The sequence below is a fragment of the Leptospira gomenensis genome, from assembly GCF_004770155.1.
GTDB lineage: Bacteria > Spirochaetota > Leptospiria > Leptospirales > Leptospiraceae > Leptospira > Leptospira gomenensis.
This window is the reverse complement of the sequence record NZ_RQFA01000048.1, coordinates 69,922-86,390: the sequence shown is the minus strand read 5'-3', so window position 1 is coordinate 86,390 and position 16,469 is coordinate 69,922. Positions and strand designations below refer to the sequence as shown.

Sequence of the window (16,469 nt, the reverse complement as noted above, 5' to 3'; positions counted from 1 at the left end):
TATCTTTTTTGGCTTTGCCGAAAGATATTTTTCCCGATGAAACAAAACGAGATTGATTTCCAGCATCCCAGCATCCGGGATCAGATACGATTTTATTCTTTTGTCGTATTAGCGGGAATTCTTATGATAGTCGCCTACAAACTGGGTTCCCCTTCCTATTATCTGGGTTGGTTCGCGTTTTTGATCAGCGCGTTTTCCGTCGCGGGCAACGACGCGGTGCAAACCGTGGGAACGTTCATCGAAAGTAAAAAGACGATTCACTGGATTCCCAAACTCGCCGTTTTGGGCGGTGCGGTCGTTCTCGTTTTTCTTTTCGCGTGGTTCACCGGGGGTTCCGAGGTTCACTTCGGACGTCTGGAAAGTTTTCCGGAAACGCGGGAATTCAATCTGATTCAACTATTGGCCCCGTTGATTTTAGTGGTGATTACTCGTTTAAAGTCTCCGATCTCCACCACGTTTTTGATCCTCGGTCTTTTCGGAGGAAGTAATATCGAAAAGATGCTCACCAAATCCTTCTTCGGTTACGGGATCGCTTTCGGCGTGGCGATTTTGGTTTGGGGAATTCTCGTCAAACTCGATCCGAAAGAATACACCGAAGATCACGTACCCGATCCGAGAAGCGAAAAACGTTGGGCATTCTTTCAATGGATCTCCACGATTTATCTATGGATCGCATGGCTTCGTCAGGACGCGGCGAATATCGTGGTTTATCTTCCGAGACAATTATCCGCTTTGGAATTCGTTCTGGCCGTCGGTATGCTCGTTCTCGCTTTGGGTATCATCCTTTATACGAACGGGGGAACCATCCAGGAAATCGTTACTGAAAAATCGGACATACAATGGTCCAAGGCCGCCACGATCGTGGATCTGGTCTACGGAACCATTTTGATCGTATTCCATCAATGGAGCAGGATGCCCATGTCCACAACTTGGGTTTTTTTGGGAATGTTGGCCGGGCGCGAAATCATTCTCAACTTTATGACGTATCGCGATTTACCGTATTTGGAAACGTTCCGGAAAGTGGGGAAGGACGTACTGCTCGCTTCCATCGGAATCGCGGTGAGTATTTTTATCTTCATTTTGGCTTCCCAGATTTATCCGGAAAACGCCTCCGGATTTACGAGATAAACCCCGGTTTTTGCGATGAGAATTTTCGGTCTTTTACGAAGAATCAACTTCAATACGTTGTATTTTAATTTCCGATATCTTCCTTGGAAACAGGCGTTGTTGTTTCCGGTTTTGGTTTCCGGAAAAACGAAACTCCGCAAACTTTCCGGAAACGTAATATTCGAATGTCCGATACGATCCGGGCTGGTTCGGATCGGATTCGGCGACATCGGTCTTTTCGATCGGGACGTCTCCAAAACCATTTGGGAAGTTTACGGAACCGTAATATTCCGGGGAAACGTTCACATAGGACACGGATCTAAAATCGTCGTAGGGGCGAACGGAGTTTTGCGTTTCGGGAAAAATTTCGGAATTTCCGCGGAAACTTCGATTTTCGTCTCCAATCGCGTGGAGTTCGGGGACGATTGCCTGCTTTCCTGGGAAGTTTTGGTGATGGACGACGACATCCATAAGATCAAAAACGAACGCGGAGAAATCGTAAATTTCCCGAGGCCGATCGTTTTCGGAGATCGTGTTTGGGTCGGTTGCAGAAGTACGATCCTAAAGGGCGCTTCGGTCCCGGCCGGTGCGATCATCGGCGCGGGTTCTACGGTCGTTTCCAAATTGGAAGACGAACGTTCCGTTTACGCGGGAAATCCGGCGAAAAAAATAAAGTCGAACGTGATTTGGGAGCCTTGAAAGATTTTTAGAATATTTGAATATTCTATTTTTATGTTTTAATTTTAACCTTGTCCCAATCCGGTGATCTCCGCCATTCTGAAATCGCGTATAATCGTTTCCGCACGGAGTACGATCTTTTCCAGGGCGACTCCGAATACGAGGTTTTGATACGATTCCGCGGCTTTCGGGAATTCCCTTTCGTCGAGTTTGACCGAAAGGGTCTGCGAAACCCTGTTTTTCTCCATACATTCCCGCACGGATGTGACGATTCCCTTAAGCGCGATACAAACCTCTTTTAATACGGCTTGTCCGTCCTTTTCCATCGCGCTTTGATTTCCATTGGCGTCTAACAACGCTTTGACGTGTTCGTTGATTCGGATGGAGGGTAATCCCCTTCGGCTGATCCCCATTCTTTCTAGGATGGGAATCGTATCTTTGAACGCGGAATATTCCGGTGTTCCCTTGAACACGTAGATCAACGCAGGAAGTTCCGTTTCCGCAAAGGAAAGAATGGCGCCGTAAAAATATCGGATTTCGGGTTTTGCCAGGGGATGAAAATCGATTCTTTGGTATTTTTTCAGTCTCGCTTCCTGTTCTTCCAGGATTTTGTTGATCGTGTCCCCTTTGGCGGCCTGCTTTTTGTCCTCCAACTCTTTGTGTTTGGCTTTGAGTGCGTCTATGAATTTTATTTCTTCCTTGAGAAAATTGGTCAGACTTCCCTTTTGTTGGAGGACCAACATCAGTCTCGACTCGAAGGCTTTCAGATCGAAAAGTTTCGGATTTTTTTTGGCGTTTTCGGAATATTCCGCCCTGAGTTTTTCGAGGACGGCGTTGATTTCGGTGCTTTGTAAGGGTTCCATAGGAGATCTCTCCTATTCAGTATCGACCCATCGTTCCAAAGAAATGAGCAAAGAAGATATGTCTTCGGAACAGTAAAGAAGTGCGGTTCTGGAATCCCGGAACATCTGCTGTTGGTTGTAAGGAAGTTGTTTGATATGGTTGTCGTTTTTGGTGTTTAGGACGTTCAGCGTATTCAAAACCATCTTTTTTAGTTTTTGAACCAAACCCAACGACATCTCCTGCATTTCCCAAAGTGTGACCAGTTTCAACTTTTCCGAATCTGAAGTTTTCGATTGCAGAATCTGTTTTCTGGACGATTCGTATTTAGCGGTGTAATAGTTGACCGATCGAGGATAGGTCGTGAGTTCCTTGTGGTAGTTTAGGATTTTATCCAGCTTTTGAAAGAACTCGATGTCGAACTCACGGTTCAAATTTCCGATGATGTTTTTATTTTCGGAAGGATCGCCCGTGATCTCGAAAATTTTAGAATTCGAAAGATTGTTCAACACGGAATGAATCCGGTCCTTGATCTTTGTAAGTTCGGAAATCCTTTTTTCGATGAGGTTGGATTCGCCGGACGAAGAAGGACCGGAACCGTAGTCCATTCTACCGGTAACATCGCTCATATCTCGTTCCCGTCTGGGTGTGGACACGGAGGAATCCATGATGTTCAGATCCATTCTTCCCAAATCCAATGCGGAATTGTCCTTGGATTTTCGATCCCACGCGGGTTCCTGAAATATGTTTTGTTGTACGGCGCCTTCGTTGACGTTCAAAGAATCGGTTTGTTGCGGAACTTTCGAAGAGGCGGCAGAAGCCTGCGTTTTAGCGATGATTTCCTGAAGCGTTAGTTTGGTCGTGGTCGGAACTCCGGACTGAGCCGTCTTTTTTTTGGAAATCTGAGGGGCAGGATGCGGGGAAGGAAGAGGAGGATGTTGTTTGTGAATCTGTGTCGCACCTTTGGTCGGAGATTCGAGAGTGATACGAACGATTTCCGCTCTTCTCGTGGTGCGGTTGAATCGAAGTCCGAAACGGTTTCCCTGTTTGTCGATGAACTTCTGATCCAGTTGATCCAAAGAAAGAGCGTTCGGATCCACGGAGGAAATGGAATCGACTACGATGTATTCGGAACGTTTGTGGATCATAAATGATACGATTCCAGGTATGCGTTTTGTAAAACTTCTTCCATTACGGAATAAATTGGACGAGAGTAACGTAGGCAATAACTACAGATTTGTAAATAAGAAGTTTCCTGAATGAAAAAAGATACGGAAATTCTTTCCGTTTCGGCGCTCAAAAAACAACTTCTTTCGTCCTCGAAATGTAACAAAAGATGAATCCCCAATTCCGCGAGTTCGGAAAGATTCACCCTCTCTTCCCTAAGTCGAAACAAAAAAGAAGATTCCACCGGAACCGTAAGAAACCTTCTGTCGAACCGATTCTGTCTCATATCCTTGCCTCCGAAAACGACGGTTCCCTGTCGTCTTCGAAGATCGTAAAAGAAGAAGGAAAGGAAGGAATTTTCTGAGAATTCATTTGACAGGGGGAAGGGTACGGAAACTCTGGAAACACTGATTCGATAGGAAGTGTAAGCCTTGGCTAATATTAAGTCTTCAGAAAAGGACATTCGGAGAACAAAACGCAGAAATGCTGCGAATTCTCAGAATCGGTCCAGGCTCAGAACTCAGGCGAAAAAAGTTCTGAAAGCCATCAAAGAAAAAAATCAGCAGGCAGCGTCTGCTCTATTCGTAGAGTATACCTCTCTTCTGGACAAAGCCGCAAAAACAAACCTGATCCACTCTAAAAACGCAGATAGAAAAAAAAGCAGAATGGCAAAACGCCTGAATGCGGTAACTGCTACAGCATAAGAACGGAATCATAAAGGGCGATTAGCTCAGCTGGTAGAGCGCCTGCCTTACAAGCAGGATGTCGGCAGTTCGATCCTGTCATCGCCCAATCCTTTTTCTTTCCAAAACAACACCATGAATACAAACACTCCGGTATTCAATCATCCAGATCTGATGGTTTCTGTTTCCGGAATTCGGGGAATCATACCCACGGGTCTTTCTCCGGAAGTGATCTTTGATGCGCTTCGTGCTTTTGGAACTTGGGTTTCGGGTTCTAAAATCGTGCTTGGTAGGGATTCCCGTCCTTCCGGACCGTTTATCGAAAATATCGCTTTGGGTTTGATGCAGGCAATGGGAAAAGACGTGCTTCCTTTGGGAATCGTTCCCACTCCGACGGTAAAAGCAGTGGTTCAACTTTCCAAAGCGGGTGGTGGAATTATGATTAGCGCCTCCCACAATCCTATCGTTTGGAACGCATTTAAGTTCGTAGGCCCGGGCGGTTTTTTTACGGGCGCTGCGGATCTGGAACAGATTTTAGAAATCGTTCGCAATCATTCTTTTCGACCGATTCAATACAAACCTTCCGCAAAGATCGTTTCCGGAAAGGAATGGTCTGAACGTCATATCGAATCCGTGCTCAAGAGGGTCGATGTTCCCGCGATTCGAAAGAAAAAATATAAGGTTCTTTTGGATGCGGTCAACGGAGCGGGAAGTTCTATCGTTCCCGAACTTCTGGAACGTTTGGGTTGTAAACCCATCCTACTTCATTGTAGTCCGGACGGAACCTTTCCTCGACCTCCGGAACCGACTCCGGAAGCCCTCAAACAAACTTCGCGCAAGATGAAATCTTCCGGTGCGGATATCGGGTTCGCTTTAGATCCGGATGCGGATCGGCTTGTGGTTCTTACTCCAAAAAAAGGCGCGATTTCGGAAGAATACACGCTTCCGCTTAGTTTTCTTTCTTTAACTCTCGATTCACTTCCTAAAAAAGCCAATCAAGTCGTAAATCTTTCCACAAGTTTTATCAACGAACACGTAGGGGATCGTTACGGAGTTGCCGTTTCACGCGCAAAAGTCGGAGAAGCGAACGTGGTTTCGGAAATGCTCCGACTCAAATCGGTGTTTGGCGGTGAGGGAAACGGGGGAGTGATCGATCCGGCGGTGGCTTCCTTTGGAAGGGATTCCCTTTCCGGAATCGCTCACATTTTGAATTATATGGCGGCCGGCGGACAAAAGATCGATTCGATCGTGGACGAACTTCCTCCGATTCATATGAAAAAAACCAGCTTCCGGATCGCCGGAAAAAATCTTCAGGAAATTTATTCTCAGTTTCGCGGCGAATTTTCCTCCTTTGCGGAAGATACTCGGGACGGTCTTCGTTTATCTTCGGAAAGCGCTTGGGTTCACATTCGTCCTTCCAATACGGAACCGATCGTTCGTGTCATAGGCGAGGCAAAGTCCAAAAAAGACCTCAATTCTCTGCTCGACCGTGCGGCGAGCCTCATGGAGAATGTCTGATATGTGTGGAATTGTCGGTTATGCCGGTAGAAAAAACGCGGAATCCGTTCTCGTAGTCGGTTTGATTTGCCTCGAATACAGAGGTTACGATTCTGCGGGAATCGCTGTTTTGGATCAAGGCGACATCTTGGTTCGCAAAGCAAAAGGAAAAATCAAGGATCTGGAAGCGCATCTTCGGGAATTTCCGGCTCCCGGAAACGTAGGAATCGGACATACTCGTTGGGCGACTCACGGCGAACCCAATCAAATCAACGCGCATCCTCATACGGACACGAATTCCACCGTGGCCGTCGTTCACAACGGAATCATCGAAAATTATCTCGAACTCAAAAACGAACTGAAGAAAAAAGGGCACGTCTTTCAGAGTTTAACCGACACGGAAGTGATTCCTCATCTTTTGGAAGAAAGTAAAAAAAGCGGGAAATCCAATCGGGACGCGTTTTTGGAACTCTTCGGAAAGATCCACGGTAAATGGGCGGTTTCCTCCGTTTTTGAAACCGAACCGGATCGGGTTTACTTCGCGCAGGACGGAGCGCCTCTATTGATCGGAAAAGGAAAAGCGGAATATTTTCTCGCTTCCGATATTTCCCCTTTGACCCGCAACTGCGACGAAGTTTATTACGTGAACGCCGGTGAATGGGGTTATTTCTCTCAGAACGAATTCAAACTCTTCGATTTTTCCGGAAAGGAACTGACTCCAGTATTCAAAAAACAGGAATTACGCTGGGAAGATCTCGATAAGGGCGGTTATCCGCACTACATGATCAAGGAAATCCACGAACAAGCCGGTATTTTCCGCAAGATCATTCAGGAAAGAATATTAGAAAACGGCGATATTGTTTTTCCGGAAATTAAACTCAACAAGGACGTTCTTTCCAGGGTCAATCGGATCATCATCCAAGCGGCCGGAACGAGTTACTACGCCGGAATGATCGGCAAACATTATCTCGAAAATTTTGCAAAGATTCAAACCGATACCGAGGCTTCCTCCGAATTTCGATACCGTAATCCCGTGGTCGAAGGCGACACGCTCATTATGGGAATTTCCCAATCCGGAGAAACCGCCGACACGTTAGCTTCCATTCATGAAGCGAAAGCGAAATTCATCAAAGTAATTTCCCTCGTTAACAACGTAAATTCCACCATCGCAAGGGAATCGGATTCTTATATCAGAACCGACGCAGGTCCGGAGATCGGAGTCGCGAGTACGAAGGCGTTCACCGCCCAGGTTCTCAACCTTCTTTTGTTTTCCATTTATATGGCCAACCTCAAATGGCTGATCAGCGAAGAGGATAAGAAAATCCTAATAGAGGAAATCCGTCTTCTTCCCGCTAAGATCGATCGTATTCTCGCGCAGGCTTCGCAAATCGAAGAGTTGTCTTCTCATTTTACGAACACGAAAGATTTCGTATTTTTAGGAAGAACCTACAATCACCCGGTGGCGATGGAAGGCGCGTTGAAGCTGAAGGAAATTTCCTACATCCACGCGTCCGGTTATGCGGGCGGAGAATTCAAACACGGACCGATCGCTTTGATTACGAACGAAGTTCCGGTGGTTTGTATCGCTCCTAAATCGGAGATTTATACCAAAATGGTTTCCAACATTCAGGAGATCAAAGCGAGAAAGGGAATCATCATTTCCATCGTTACGGAAGGCGACGTGGAAGCGAAATCGCTTTCCGATTATTGTTTTGAAATTCCCGAATGTTCCGAAATATTGAGTCCGATCCTGAACGTGATCCCTTTGCAATTGCTCGCTTATTATTCCGCGATCGCAAGAGGTTGTCCTCCGGATCAACCGAGAAACCTCGCCAAGTCCGTAACCGTAGAGTAATCCTATGCCGAAGGTTCAGAGAATTCTCATCGATGAAAGAGAGGTTCCTGCCGGTTTACGTTCCCTAACGCGGATCCGTTCCTTTTCGGAAATTCGAAACGGAATTTTCAATTCGATCGAAAGGATCAAAGGACAACATTCCGAAGCTAAGATTTATTACGTGCATTCCAATCCCGCGTTTCAGCAGGCTTTTTTGGAACGAAATCCTAAACTTCTTCCGTACGACGATAAGGACGTGGATCTAGTTCTCCAACCGGAATCCTGTCTTCCGTGGAATCTGATCAACGGTACTGCAAAGAATATCGAGTCGGATCTGGAACTCAGCGGAGAACTGCACAAGTGGATTCGAAAACTCAAAGTGAAATCCAAAAGTTTTCACGTGGTCGGTAAGTCCAAACATCTGCACGTTCATCCTACTGCGAACGTATATCCGGGAGTCGTGTTCGACACAACCTCGGGTCCGATCGTGATCGATAAGGACGTTAAGATCACTTCGTTTTCCTTTGTAGAAGGTCCGGTTTATATAGGACCGAATTCCCATATCGATAACGCGAGAATCACCGGCGCGACTACGATCGGTTCCACTTGTAGAATCGGCGGAGAAGTCGGAACTTCCCTCGTCGGAGACTTTACGAACAAACACCACGAAGGTTTTATAGGACATTCGATTTTAGGAAGTTGGGTCAATATCGGAGCTCTTGCGACGACTTCGGATCTGAAAAACAATTATGGGGTTGTTAAGATCCGGGAAGAAAACGACGAATGTATCACCGGTTCCATCAAGTTCGGTTCCTTGATCGCGGATTATTCCAAAGTTGCGATCGGGGTTATGCTGAATACCGGAACCGTCGTGGACTTCGGATGTAACGTGGTTTCTTCGAGAGTGAGCGGATATCTGGCTCCTTTTACTTGGGCGGAATCCGGGCAACCGTATATTCTCGATTTATTTTTGCGGGATGCACGCAAGATAATGGCGAGGCGAAACCGAGAACTCACGTTATCCGAAACCGAATTGATCCGAATTCTATACGAATCAAAAGTAAAAAAATAAAAATCCGGAGGGTTCTCTATGGAAATTATAGAATCCAAAATACGTACGTCCTCAGCGGAGTATAAAGAGAATTTTGAAGATCTAAAATCGAAAGTGGAATCGATCCGCGGACTCGTTCGTAAAATCGAGTTAGGCGGAGGAGAAAAGGCGATTCAACGTCATAAGGGAAGAGGGAAGTTGACGGCGAGAGAGAGAATTATCGCGTTGATCGATCCGGGAACTTCCTTTTTGGAATTTTCTCCTTTGGCTGCGGAGGGAGTTTATCCCGACGTCGTTCCTTCTGCGGGAATTTTAACCGGCATCGGAAGGATCTGCGGTACCGACTGTGTCATCGTTGCCAACGACGCCACCGTAAAAGGAGGAACGTATTATCCTCTTACGGTGAAAAAACATCTTCGCGCGCAGGAAATCGGGCTGCAAAATCATCTTCCTTGTATTTATCTCGTGGATTCCGGAGGGGCTTTTCTTCCGATGCAGGACGAGGTTTTTCCGGATAAGGATCACTTCGGGAAAATATTTTACAATCAAGCCAACTTATCCGCGTTAAAGATTCCTCAGATTTCGGTCGTGATGGGAAGTTGTACGGCGGGAGGCGCTTATATTCCTGCGATGTCCGACGAATCGGTGATCGTAAAAGGAAACGGAACCATCTTTTTGGGAGGACCTCCTCTCGTTAAGGCGGCCACGGGTGAAATCGTTACTCCGGAAGAATTGGGCGGAGCCCTCGTTCACAGTACGATCTCCGGTGTCACCGATCATTATGCGGAGGACGACGCGCACGCGATCGAGATTACGAGAAATATCGTAAGCACGTTGCACGAAGCCGGAAACGGAAATCGACGCGCCGGAATTTCCTGGGAAGAACCTTTGTATCCCGCGGAAGAAATTTACGGAATCATTCAAAAAGACATACGGAAGACGTATGACGTTCGGGAGATCATCGCGCGTATCGTGGACGGTTCCCGTTTTCAAGAATTCAAAAAGTATTATGGAACCACGCTCGTAACCGGTTTCGCGAAAATTTACGGAAAGATTGCCGGCGTTATCGCAAACAACGGAGTTCTTTTCGGAGAAAGCGCTTTGAAGGCGGCGCATTTTATCGAGTTGTGTAATCAACGAGGAGTTCCTCTTTTGTTTTTACAAAACATCACCGGATTTATGGTCGGGAAAAAATACGAGAATTCCGGAATCGCAAAGGACGGAGCCAAGATGGTCAACGCGGTTTCCACTTCTATCGTCCCCAAATATTCCGTCGTGATCGGAGGATCCTACGGAGCCGGAAATTACGGAATGTGCGGACGGGCCTTTAACCCGCGTTTCTTATGGATGTGGCCGAATTCCAGGATTTCCGTGATGGGAGGGGAACAAGCCGCTAACGTGCTTCTGACCGTTAAGATGGAACAGTTGGAAAAAGAAGGAAAGGCCTTGTCCGAAACCGAACAATTCAACTTTCGCAAACCCATTTTGGAAGATTACGAAACTCGTTCTTCCTGCATTTATTCTTCCGCGAGACTTTGGGACGACGGCGTGATCGATCCCGCTAAGACGAGGGAGATTTTAGGAATTACGATGTACGCCGATCATTCACAAAGACCGGAATCTCCGAAGTATGGAATTTTCAGGATGTAGAAAAAATTGCTTTCAAATTATATATTGATAGTTATCTGTTTGGTTACACGAGAGATGCATGTTTTCAAAAAATTATTTCCGCGTTTTTATTCCATTTCTGTTCTTGTTTCCTTCTCTTCTTTTTTCCGAGTCGATCATTTTTAAGGACGGCACCGTTTTTAAGGGGAGGGTTTCTTCACAAAACGCGCATACCGTAACCGTACGCGGGCAAGACGGAAAAGTTCAGGAAATCAGCAAGCTCAGAATTCTTAAAATCGTTTATAAGGACGTTTCCAACGAAGAGGCGCTTCGGATTAAAAAAGAAGAAGAGACCAAACTCGCCGAACAAGAGTTAAAAAGAAAAGAGCAGGCAGAGCAGAAAAAAAACGAAGAAGAAGCCGCTCAAAAAGCCAAAGCGGAAAAACAAAAACAGGACCTCATCGACGCCGAAACGAAAAAGGCGGAAGCAGCTCTGAATGAAAAGGAACGTTTGGCCCGCATTCAACAAAGAGGTTTGGGTCCTTGGAGTGTGACCTGGAGATCCGCGGTGCTTCCCGGCTGGGGACAATGGACCGACGAACGGAAAATTCCCGCAGTAGTTTATTCCGCGTTGTTCGTAAGTTCCTTGTATCTCGTATATCGGGAGAATCAGATTTATATCAATTCGGTGCGCGACCTCAATCATAAAAATAATCCGTATGAAACGTATCTTCCGATTCCCTCGTTTTCGGACCCGATCGCCTTGTATCTTTACAGTAAACCTTTCGAAGAACAAAGGGAAAAGGTGAATCAGAATTATCAAAATCTTCAGTTGTCCATCGGGGCCGCTTTGACGATTTATCTGCTCAATCTCTTGGACGCGTATTGGTTTCATCCGAGGTTTGCGAAAACCGCCTCTTCCTCCTTGATCTTTGATTACAATCCAATGGCACGGCTCGAATCCGGCACCGCTTTCGGTTCCCCGTCCGCTTCCGTCGAAGGACAGTGGAAACTCGGACTTCGCTTCTCTTTAGAATAGCAGCAGTTTTTGGATTTTCAGGGCAACTAATGTAGAGAAAAAGCAAAATGCTCGAATCTGCTTATTTTCTGGGCAAGTTGGAGTACTTTTTTCTGTTTCGTTTTCGGAGTTTGGCTTCGTAACATTCTTCTTGTTTCCACTTTTTCGTAAAATTTTTGTTTGAAACGGAAAAATCCCGGATTTAAAGGCGATTTTCTTATCCTTTGCGGGGGGATCCTTGGGTTCTTTCTTTCAAGTTTAGAATTCGTAAATATTTTTAGGTCTGGTACCAATTTTGCAATAAGGTAATCAAATTGATTTGGGATGAGAATGTTTATGAATTGGACCAAGAGATTACTCTTATTGCTCACTCTGCTTCTTCCAATGGTTTTATTTGGACAAGAAGCTACCGCTCCTGCTGAAGCGGCTCCCGCAGCGCCGGTTGCGGATAAAGCGGACACTGTGTGGATGGTTGTCGCCTCTGCGCTCGTGTTTTTTATGATTCCCGGACTGGCGTTGTTTTACGGCGGTCTTGTCAGATCCAAAAACGTTCTGTCTACGATGATGCATAGTTTTGTGGCAATCCTCGTTTTGACGCTTCAGTGGACGATTTTCGGGTACAGTTTTGCGTTTTCCGGAACCAATCCGTATTTCGGGAATTTCGATCTCGCTTTTTTGAACGGAATCGATGAAAACACGTTGGAAGCCACGATCCCGAAATACGTGCACTTTTTATTTCAAGGAATGTTCGCGTTGATCACCCCCGCTCTGATTTCCGGAGCGATCGCGGAACGTGTGAAACTCGGCGGTTACGTCGTTTTTATCTTCCTTTGGTCTACGCTCGTGTATGATCCCGTCGCTCACTGGGTTTGGGCCGCAGACGGTTGGCTCTTTAAAATGAGCGCTTTAGATTTTGCAGGCGGAACCGTGGTTCACTTGCTTTCCGGTATTGCAGGTCTTGCGGCCGCGATCGTTCTCGGTAAAAGAAAAGGAGAAGGTCCTGCGTTGATCGCTCCGAACAATCTTACTTATACTTTGATCGGTGCCGGTTTACTTTGGTTCGGTTGGTTCGGTTTTAACGCGGGCTCCGGTTTGGCCATCAACGGTCTCGCAGCCAGAGCGTTTCTCGTTACTTTGATCGCTCCCGCAGCGGCAGGCGTCGCGTGGCTCGTGATCGAGTACGTTCACACAAAAAAAGCGACCGCACTCGGAGCGGCTTCCGGTATCGTCGCGGGTCTGGTCGTCATCACCCCCGCGTCCGGTTTCGTGGGAGTTCAGGGGGCGATCATCATGGGTCTTCTCGTAAGTCCGGTTTGTTACGGAGCGATTCTTCTAAAAGGTAAACTCGGTTACGACGACAGTTTGGACGCGTTCGGGATCCACGGCGTAGGAGGTGCGTTAGGCGCCGTTCTTACGGGCGTGTTCACTCTTTCCCTCGGAGCCGGAGTGGCCACCAAAGGCGATCAGATTCTCGTTCAGGTGATCAGCGTCGTCGCGACCGGAGCGTATTCCTTCGTCGTTTCCGTGATCCTCGTGTTCCTGATCGACAAAACGATCGGATTCCGTATCTCGGAGGAAAAGGAAATCACCGGTTTGGATTCCGAAATCCACGGGGAAAAAGGATATATCCTTTAATTTACGTTAGCTGAAGAATTTTAATAAGGAGATTATATGAAATTAATCGTTGCCATCATTCAACCGCATAAACTGGAAGAGGTAAAGGCGGAATTGACAAAGAATGAAATTTACAGACTTACCGTGAGCGATGTTCAGGGATACGGTCAACAAAAAGGGAAAACCGAAGTTTTCCGGGGTCACGAATACCAGGTGAACCTCTTGAGAAAGGTCCGTCTCGAAATCGCCGTCAACGACGAGTTCGTTAAACCGACGGTGGACGCGATTCTCAAAGCGGCGAAAACCGGCGACGGAAAGATCGGAGACGGAAAGATTTTTATAACACCTCTCGAAGACGTGATCCGGATCAGAACCGGAGAAAGAGGAAGTTCCGCGATTTAAAGGTTCTCCTTTTTGTGGTTGGGAAAAATGAGGCCGGGCCGTTTGCGCCCGGCTTTATTTTTTGTAGTTTCTTAAATTTCGCAATTCGCCCGGTAGAACTTCGGCTTCGACGGTTTTAAAGATTTCGGAGTTTTTATCGGCGTTCGGCTCGAGGCGTCCGCACCTTTAACTTTGAGTTTTTTGACTCACTTCGGTCGTCGTTGGAGTTCCGTTTTCCGACGGTTTCCGATCTAAGTTGGCATATATGTTTTGCCGATTTCGTATTAAACGAGTTTTTGATTTCGATCGTTTCGATTTTACTTAGTCAAAACGACGAAACGTTCCTTTCCGGAAAGATCCTTTCCCACCGTTCCCTCTTTCCAGCCTTCCTTTAAAGACTTAGAAACCAAGGATTCCGAGATGGAAGGAAGGGTTTCCATATACAATCTTCCTCCGTCGATGAGACGTTCGTAACACTGAGAGATCAACTCGATCGAAAAGGTTTCCGGATTTTCCCGAAAAAGAGCCAGATGCGGTTCGTAATCGACCACGTCCTTCATCATCTCCGGTTTATCCGATACGGGGATATACGGCGGATTAGTCACGATCAGATCAAATTTCGATTGAGGAGGAAACGAAGTAAGGAGATCGCTTTGCAGAAATTCGACCGCGAGTTCCTTCCCCAAAATTTTAGAGGCGTTTTCCCGCGCCACGGAAAGTGCATCCTCCGAGATGTCGCTTAACAAAACGTTCCAATTTTTTTTGGCGAGTTTGAGGCTGATTCCGATGCACCCGCTTCCGGAACAAAGATCTAAAACCTCGATCGTTTCGGAATTTTCCTTTAAATCGTTCAAAACTTTTTCCACGAGTTCTTCGGTTTCCGGTCTCGGTATTAGAACTTTCTCATTTACGAAAAACACGGAATTGTAAAACGATTTTTGTCCGGTAATGTAAGCGGTCGGTTTATTTTTAGAGCGTTCCACGATCCGTTCGCGATACGCGTTCTTTTCGGTTTCGGTGAGCAACCTCTCGAAATTGACGTAGAGTTTGACTCTTTGTAATCCGAGTAGATCCGCTAAGAGAAGTTCCGCGTCCAGACGCGCGCTCGGTATTTCCTTCTTTTTGAGAAATTCCTCCGATTTTTTTAACAGTGTAAGAATGGAATCTGGATGCTGCATTGAAGTTCGGAGTTGGTGCCCCCGAGAGGATTCGAACCTCCGACCAAAAGTTTAGGAAACTTCTGCTCTGTCCACCTGAGCTACGGGAGCTTTTAAGAATTCGGTTTCCTTTTTTGTGAGACTATTCTCTGGAAGTCGGCGATATTGTGTATAACAATTTTATCTTCGTAGAGTTCGATTTTTCCGCTTTTGGAAAGGGTATTGAGAACCTTTTGCACCTCGCCGACCGGTTGAGCGCACCATTCCGCGACGTCGTGTTGCGATACGTTGAGAACTATTTCCTTAAAGTCGGAATGAGCGTGCATCTTTTCATAGAGCATCAGGAACACGTCCGCAACCTTGCCCTGAATATCGTCCATCAATAGGATCAACAATCTTCGTTTTGCATCGTTGATTCTTACGGAAAAGATCGTGAGAATTTTCAAAGCGAGCATAGGATTTTTGGTCATCAATAATTCGAAGTTGGCGCGGTTGAAGTTGAGAACCTTCACTTCGGAGATTGCGATGGCCGTGGCGGATCGCGGTTGTTCTTCTAAGATCGCCATTTCGCCGAAGATATCCCCCTGTTCGAGGATATCGAGGGTTTTGATGAGATAGTCCTCTTTTTTTGTCGGATTCGGAACCGTCTTTACGATCTTTACCTTTCCCGATTGAATCAGATAAAAATTATTTCCGGGTTCGTTTTCGCAGAAGACGATCTGATTCGGTTCGTATGTCTGACCGAATTTGGAGAACATGGATTCGAGCATCATATCCATATTAGGTGCTCATCTCCTTCGCTTTTAGCCTGGATTTTTGGGAAATGCTGTCCTTTTCGGGAGGTAACAAAGCGACTTTTCCGTACAACATTCTCGCCCTTTGACGATCGCCCTGCAATTCCGCGATTTCCGCGAGATGAAAGAGGGATTCTTTGATCGATTCTCCCGAAGGATATTTTTTGATGTAGGTCGAAAACGAGGAGTTCGCATTGTCCAATTCGTTCTGTTTTAGAAAACAACCTCCGAGCTGAAACAGAGCGTTTTCCACCAACTTTTTTTCGGAGTCGAATTTAAAGTCGGTGCGATTGAGAAGATCCTTGTAGATGACCATTGCCTCGTTGTGTTTTCCGACGTTGACCAATGTGTGCGCACGATTGTAAAGCGAAGTGATCGAGTTATCCACGCCTTGAGTGATCGCGGATTTTTCCACCGCAGGTTTCATGATATTTTGCAGGGTCTCCTGCGATACTCTGTTGCCGCCTTCGTAGACGAGAGGGGGCATGTTGAGAGGATACGGACTTCCCCTTCTCGCCAATTCGAGAAGTTCCGTGGCTCGGCCCGTGTACGTGCTTCCGGGATAGTGTTGGAGATATTTTTCGAACGCATAGACTGCGTGCGGAAGGTTGTTGTTTTTATAAAAAACTTCCGCGACGTTCATGAGTTCGAAGGCCGGATTTCTCGTGTCCGATTGTCCTAGGATTTCCTTTAACTTCTTATGAACCTGGCGGAGTTGGCTGGAAAACACCTTCATCATCTTGAGAATGAGATGTGTTTTTTCCGCGACGAATTGTTCGAATTCGTTGGGTTTAAAGACAAGAACCGTAGCGCTTCCGATCACTTGAGCGGTCTCTTCCCGAGGATACTTTCCTAACGCGGATTTTACTCCGAAAAATTCTCCGATCCGAACGTCTTCTTTGACTTCTTGTCCCGTATCGACGGCCGGAAACGTAAGAATGACCCTGCCGTTTCTGAGGACGTAGATATCCTCGGCTTTGTCCTTTTCGAAATAAATGATGGATCCGCCTTTATAATTTCTGATGATCGGACCGGCCAAT

General features: G+C 46.4%; 16 protein-coding genes and 2 tRNA genes. 11 read left to right on the top strand and 7 right to left on the bottom strand.

Going from position 1 to position 16,469, the window contains the following annotated elements:
- Window positions 1-36: 36 nt before the first annotated feature.
- Together EHQ17_RS12040 and EHQ17_RS12035 are read left to right on the top strand one after the other, a co-directional pair.
- Window positions 37-1,128, top strand: a complete 1,092-nt coding sequence (locus tag EHQ17_RS12040; RefSeq protein ID WP_135594322.1) for a hypothetical protein — start codon at window positions 37-39, stop codon at window positions 1,126-1,128.
- A gap of 15 nt (window positions 1,129-1,143) precedes the next feature.
- Window positions 1,144-1,806, top strand: a complete 663-nt coding sequence (locus EHQ17_RS12035; RefSeq protein WP_135594320.1) for an acyltransferase — start codon at window positions 1,144-1,146, stop codon at window positions 1,804-1,806.
- A gap of 44 nt (window positions 1,807-1,850) precedes the next feature.
- On the opposite strand, the gene EHQ17_RS12030 is transcribed toward EHQ17_RS12035, so the two are convergent.
- The 3 genes from EHQ17_RS12030 to EHQ17_RS12020 are packed head-to-tail and all read right to left on the bottom strand — an operon-like array spanning window position 1,851 to window position 4,078.
- On the bottom strand, window positions 1,851-2,648 hold the full coding sequence (locus EHQ17_RS12030) for a hypothetical protein (RefSeq protein ID WP_135594318.1): 798 nt from the start codon (window positions 2,646-2,648) through the stop codon (window positions 1,851-1,853).
- A gap of 12 nt (window positions 2,649-2,660) precedes the next feature.
- A complete protein-coding gene (locus EHQ17_RS12025) occupies window positions 2,661-3,770 on the bottom strand; it encodes an LIC_10450 family protein (protein ID WP_425460709.1) in 1,110 nt (369 codons plus the stop codon).
- Window positions 3,770-4,078 carry a hypothetical protein gene (locus tag EHQ17_RS12020; protein WP_135594314.1) on the bottom strand — a complete coding sequence of 103 codons (309 nt, stop codon included), beginning with the start codon at window positions 4,076-4,078 and terminating at the stop codon, window positions 3,770-3,772. Before EHQ17_RS12020 ends, EHQ17_RS12025 begins: the two co-directional genes overlap by 1 nt.
- Window positions 4,079-4,223: 145 nt before the next feature.
- On the opposite strand from EHQ17_RS12020, the gene rpsT reads away from it, so the two are divergent.
- The 9 genes from rpsT (at window position 4,224) to EHQ17_RS11980 (ending at window position 13,499) form a co-directional block, all read left to right on the top strand.
- A complete protein-coding gene (rpsT, locus tag EHQ17_RS12015) occupies window positions 4,224-4,496 on the top strand; it encodes a 30S ribosomal protein S20 (protein ID WP_135594312.1) in 273 nt (90 codons plus the stop codon).
- Window positions 4,497-4,511: 15 nt separating this feature from the next.
- Window positions 4,512-4,584: transfer RNA gene (locus EHQ17_RS12010), tRNA-Val, on the top strand.
- 26 nt (window positions 4,585-4,610) lie between these two features.
- Window positions 4,611-5,993, top strand: coding sequence for a phosphoglucosamine mutase (gene glmM / locus EHQ17_RS12005; protein WP_135594310.1), 1,383 nt, complete (start codon window positions 4,611-4,613; stop codon window positions 5,991-5,993).
- A 1-nt stretch (window position 5,994) separates the two neighbouring features.
- Entirely contained in the window at window positions 5,995-7,827 is a 1,833-nt protein-coding gene (gene glmS, locus EHQ17_RS12000) for a glutamine--fructose-6-phosphate transaminase (isomerizing) (RefSeq protein ID WP_135594308.1), read from the top strand.
- Window positions 7,828-7,831: 4 nt separating this feature from the next.
- Complete coding sequence (locus tag EHQ17_RS20185; RefSeq protein ID WP_246057540.1) at window positions 7,832-8,878, top strand: GlmU family protein; 1,047 nt, start codon at window positions 7,832-7,834, stop codon at window positions 8,876-8,878.
- An 18-nt stretch (window positions 8,879-8,896) separates the two neighbouring features.
- Entirely contained in the window at window positions 8,897-10,507 is a 1,611-nt protein-coding gene (locus EHQ17_RS20180; protein ID WP_246057539.1) for a carboxyl transferase domain-containing protein, read from the top strand.
- 58 nt (window positions 10,508-10,565) lie between these two features.
- The gene (locus EHQ17_RS11990) at window positions 10,566-11,504 is read left to right on the top strand and encodes an LA_0442/LA_0875 N-terminal domain-containing protein (protein WP_135594306.1); all 939 of its coding nucleotides are present in this window, start codon (window positions 10,566-10,568) and stop codon (window positions 11,502-11,504) included.
- A 315-nt stretch (window positions 11,505-11,819) separates the two neighbouring features.
- The gene (locus EHQ17_RS11985) at window positions 11,820-13,118 is read left to right on the top strand and encodes an ammonium transporter (RefSeq protein WP_135594304.1); all 1,299 of its coding nucleotides are present in this window, start codon (window positions 11,820-11,822) and stop codon (window positions 13,116-13,118) included.
- 36 nt (window positions 13,119-13,154) lie between these two features.
- Window positions 13,155-13,499 (top strand): P-II family nitrogen regulator, encoded by a 345-nt coding sequence (locus EHQ17_RS11980; RefSeq protein ID WP_002619748.1) that lies wholly within the window; start codon window positions 13,155-13,157, stop codon window positions 13,497-13,499.
- Between the two features lie 296 nt (window positions 13,500-13,795).
- Here EHQ17_RS11980 and prmC read toward each other — a convergent pair whose 3' ends face one another.
- The 4 genes from prmC to EHQ17_RS11960 form a co-directional block, all read right to left on the bottom strand.
- Window positions 13,796-14,656, bottom strand: a complete 861-nt coding sequence (prmC, locus tag EHQ17_RS11975) for a peptide chain release factor N(5)-glutamine methyltransferase (RefSeq protein ID WP_135594302.1) — start codon at window positions 14,654-14,656, stop codon at window positions 13,796-13,798.
- A gap of 13 nt (window positions 14,657-14,669) precedes the next feature.
- Window positions 14,670-14,746, bottom strand: a tRNA-Arg gene (locus EHQ17_RS11970).
- A gap of 2 nt (window positions 14,747-14,748) precedes the next feature.
- Window positions 14,749-15,414 (bottom strand): Crp/Fnr family transcriptional regulator, encoded by a 666-nt coding sequence (locus tag EHQ17_RS11965; RefSeq protein ID WP_135594300.1) that lies wholly within the window; start codon window positions 15,412-15,414, stop codon window positions 14,749-14,751.
- Between the two features lies 1 nt (window position 15,415).
- A complete protein-coding gene (locus EHQ17_RS11960; protein WP_135594298.1) occupies window positions 15,416-16,468 on the bottom strand; it encodes a tetratricopeptide repeat protein in 1,053 nt (350 codons plus the stop codon).
- Window position 16,469: the final 1 nt, after the last annotated feature.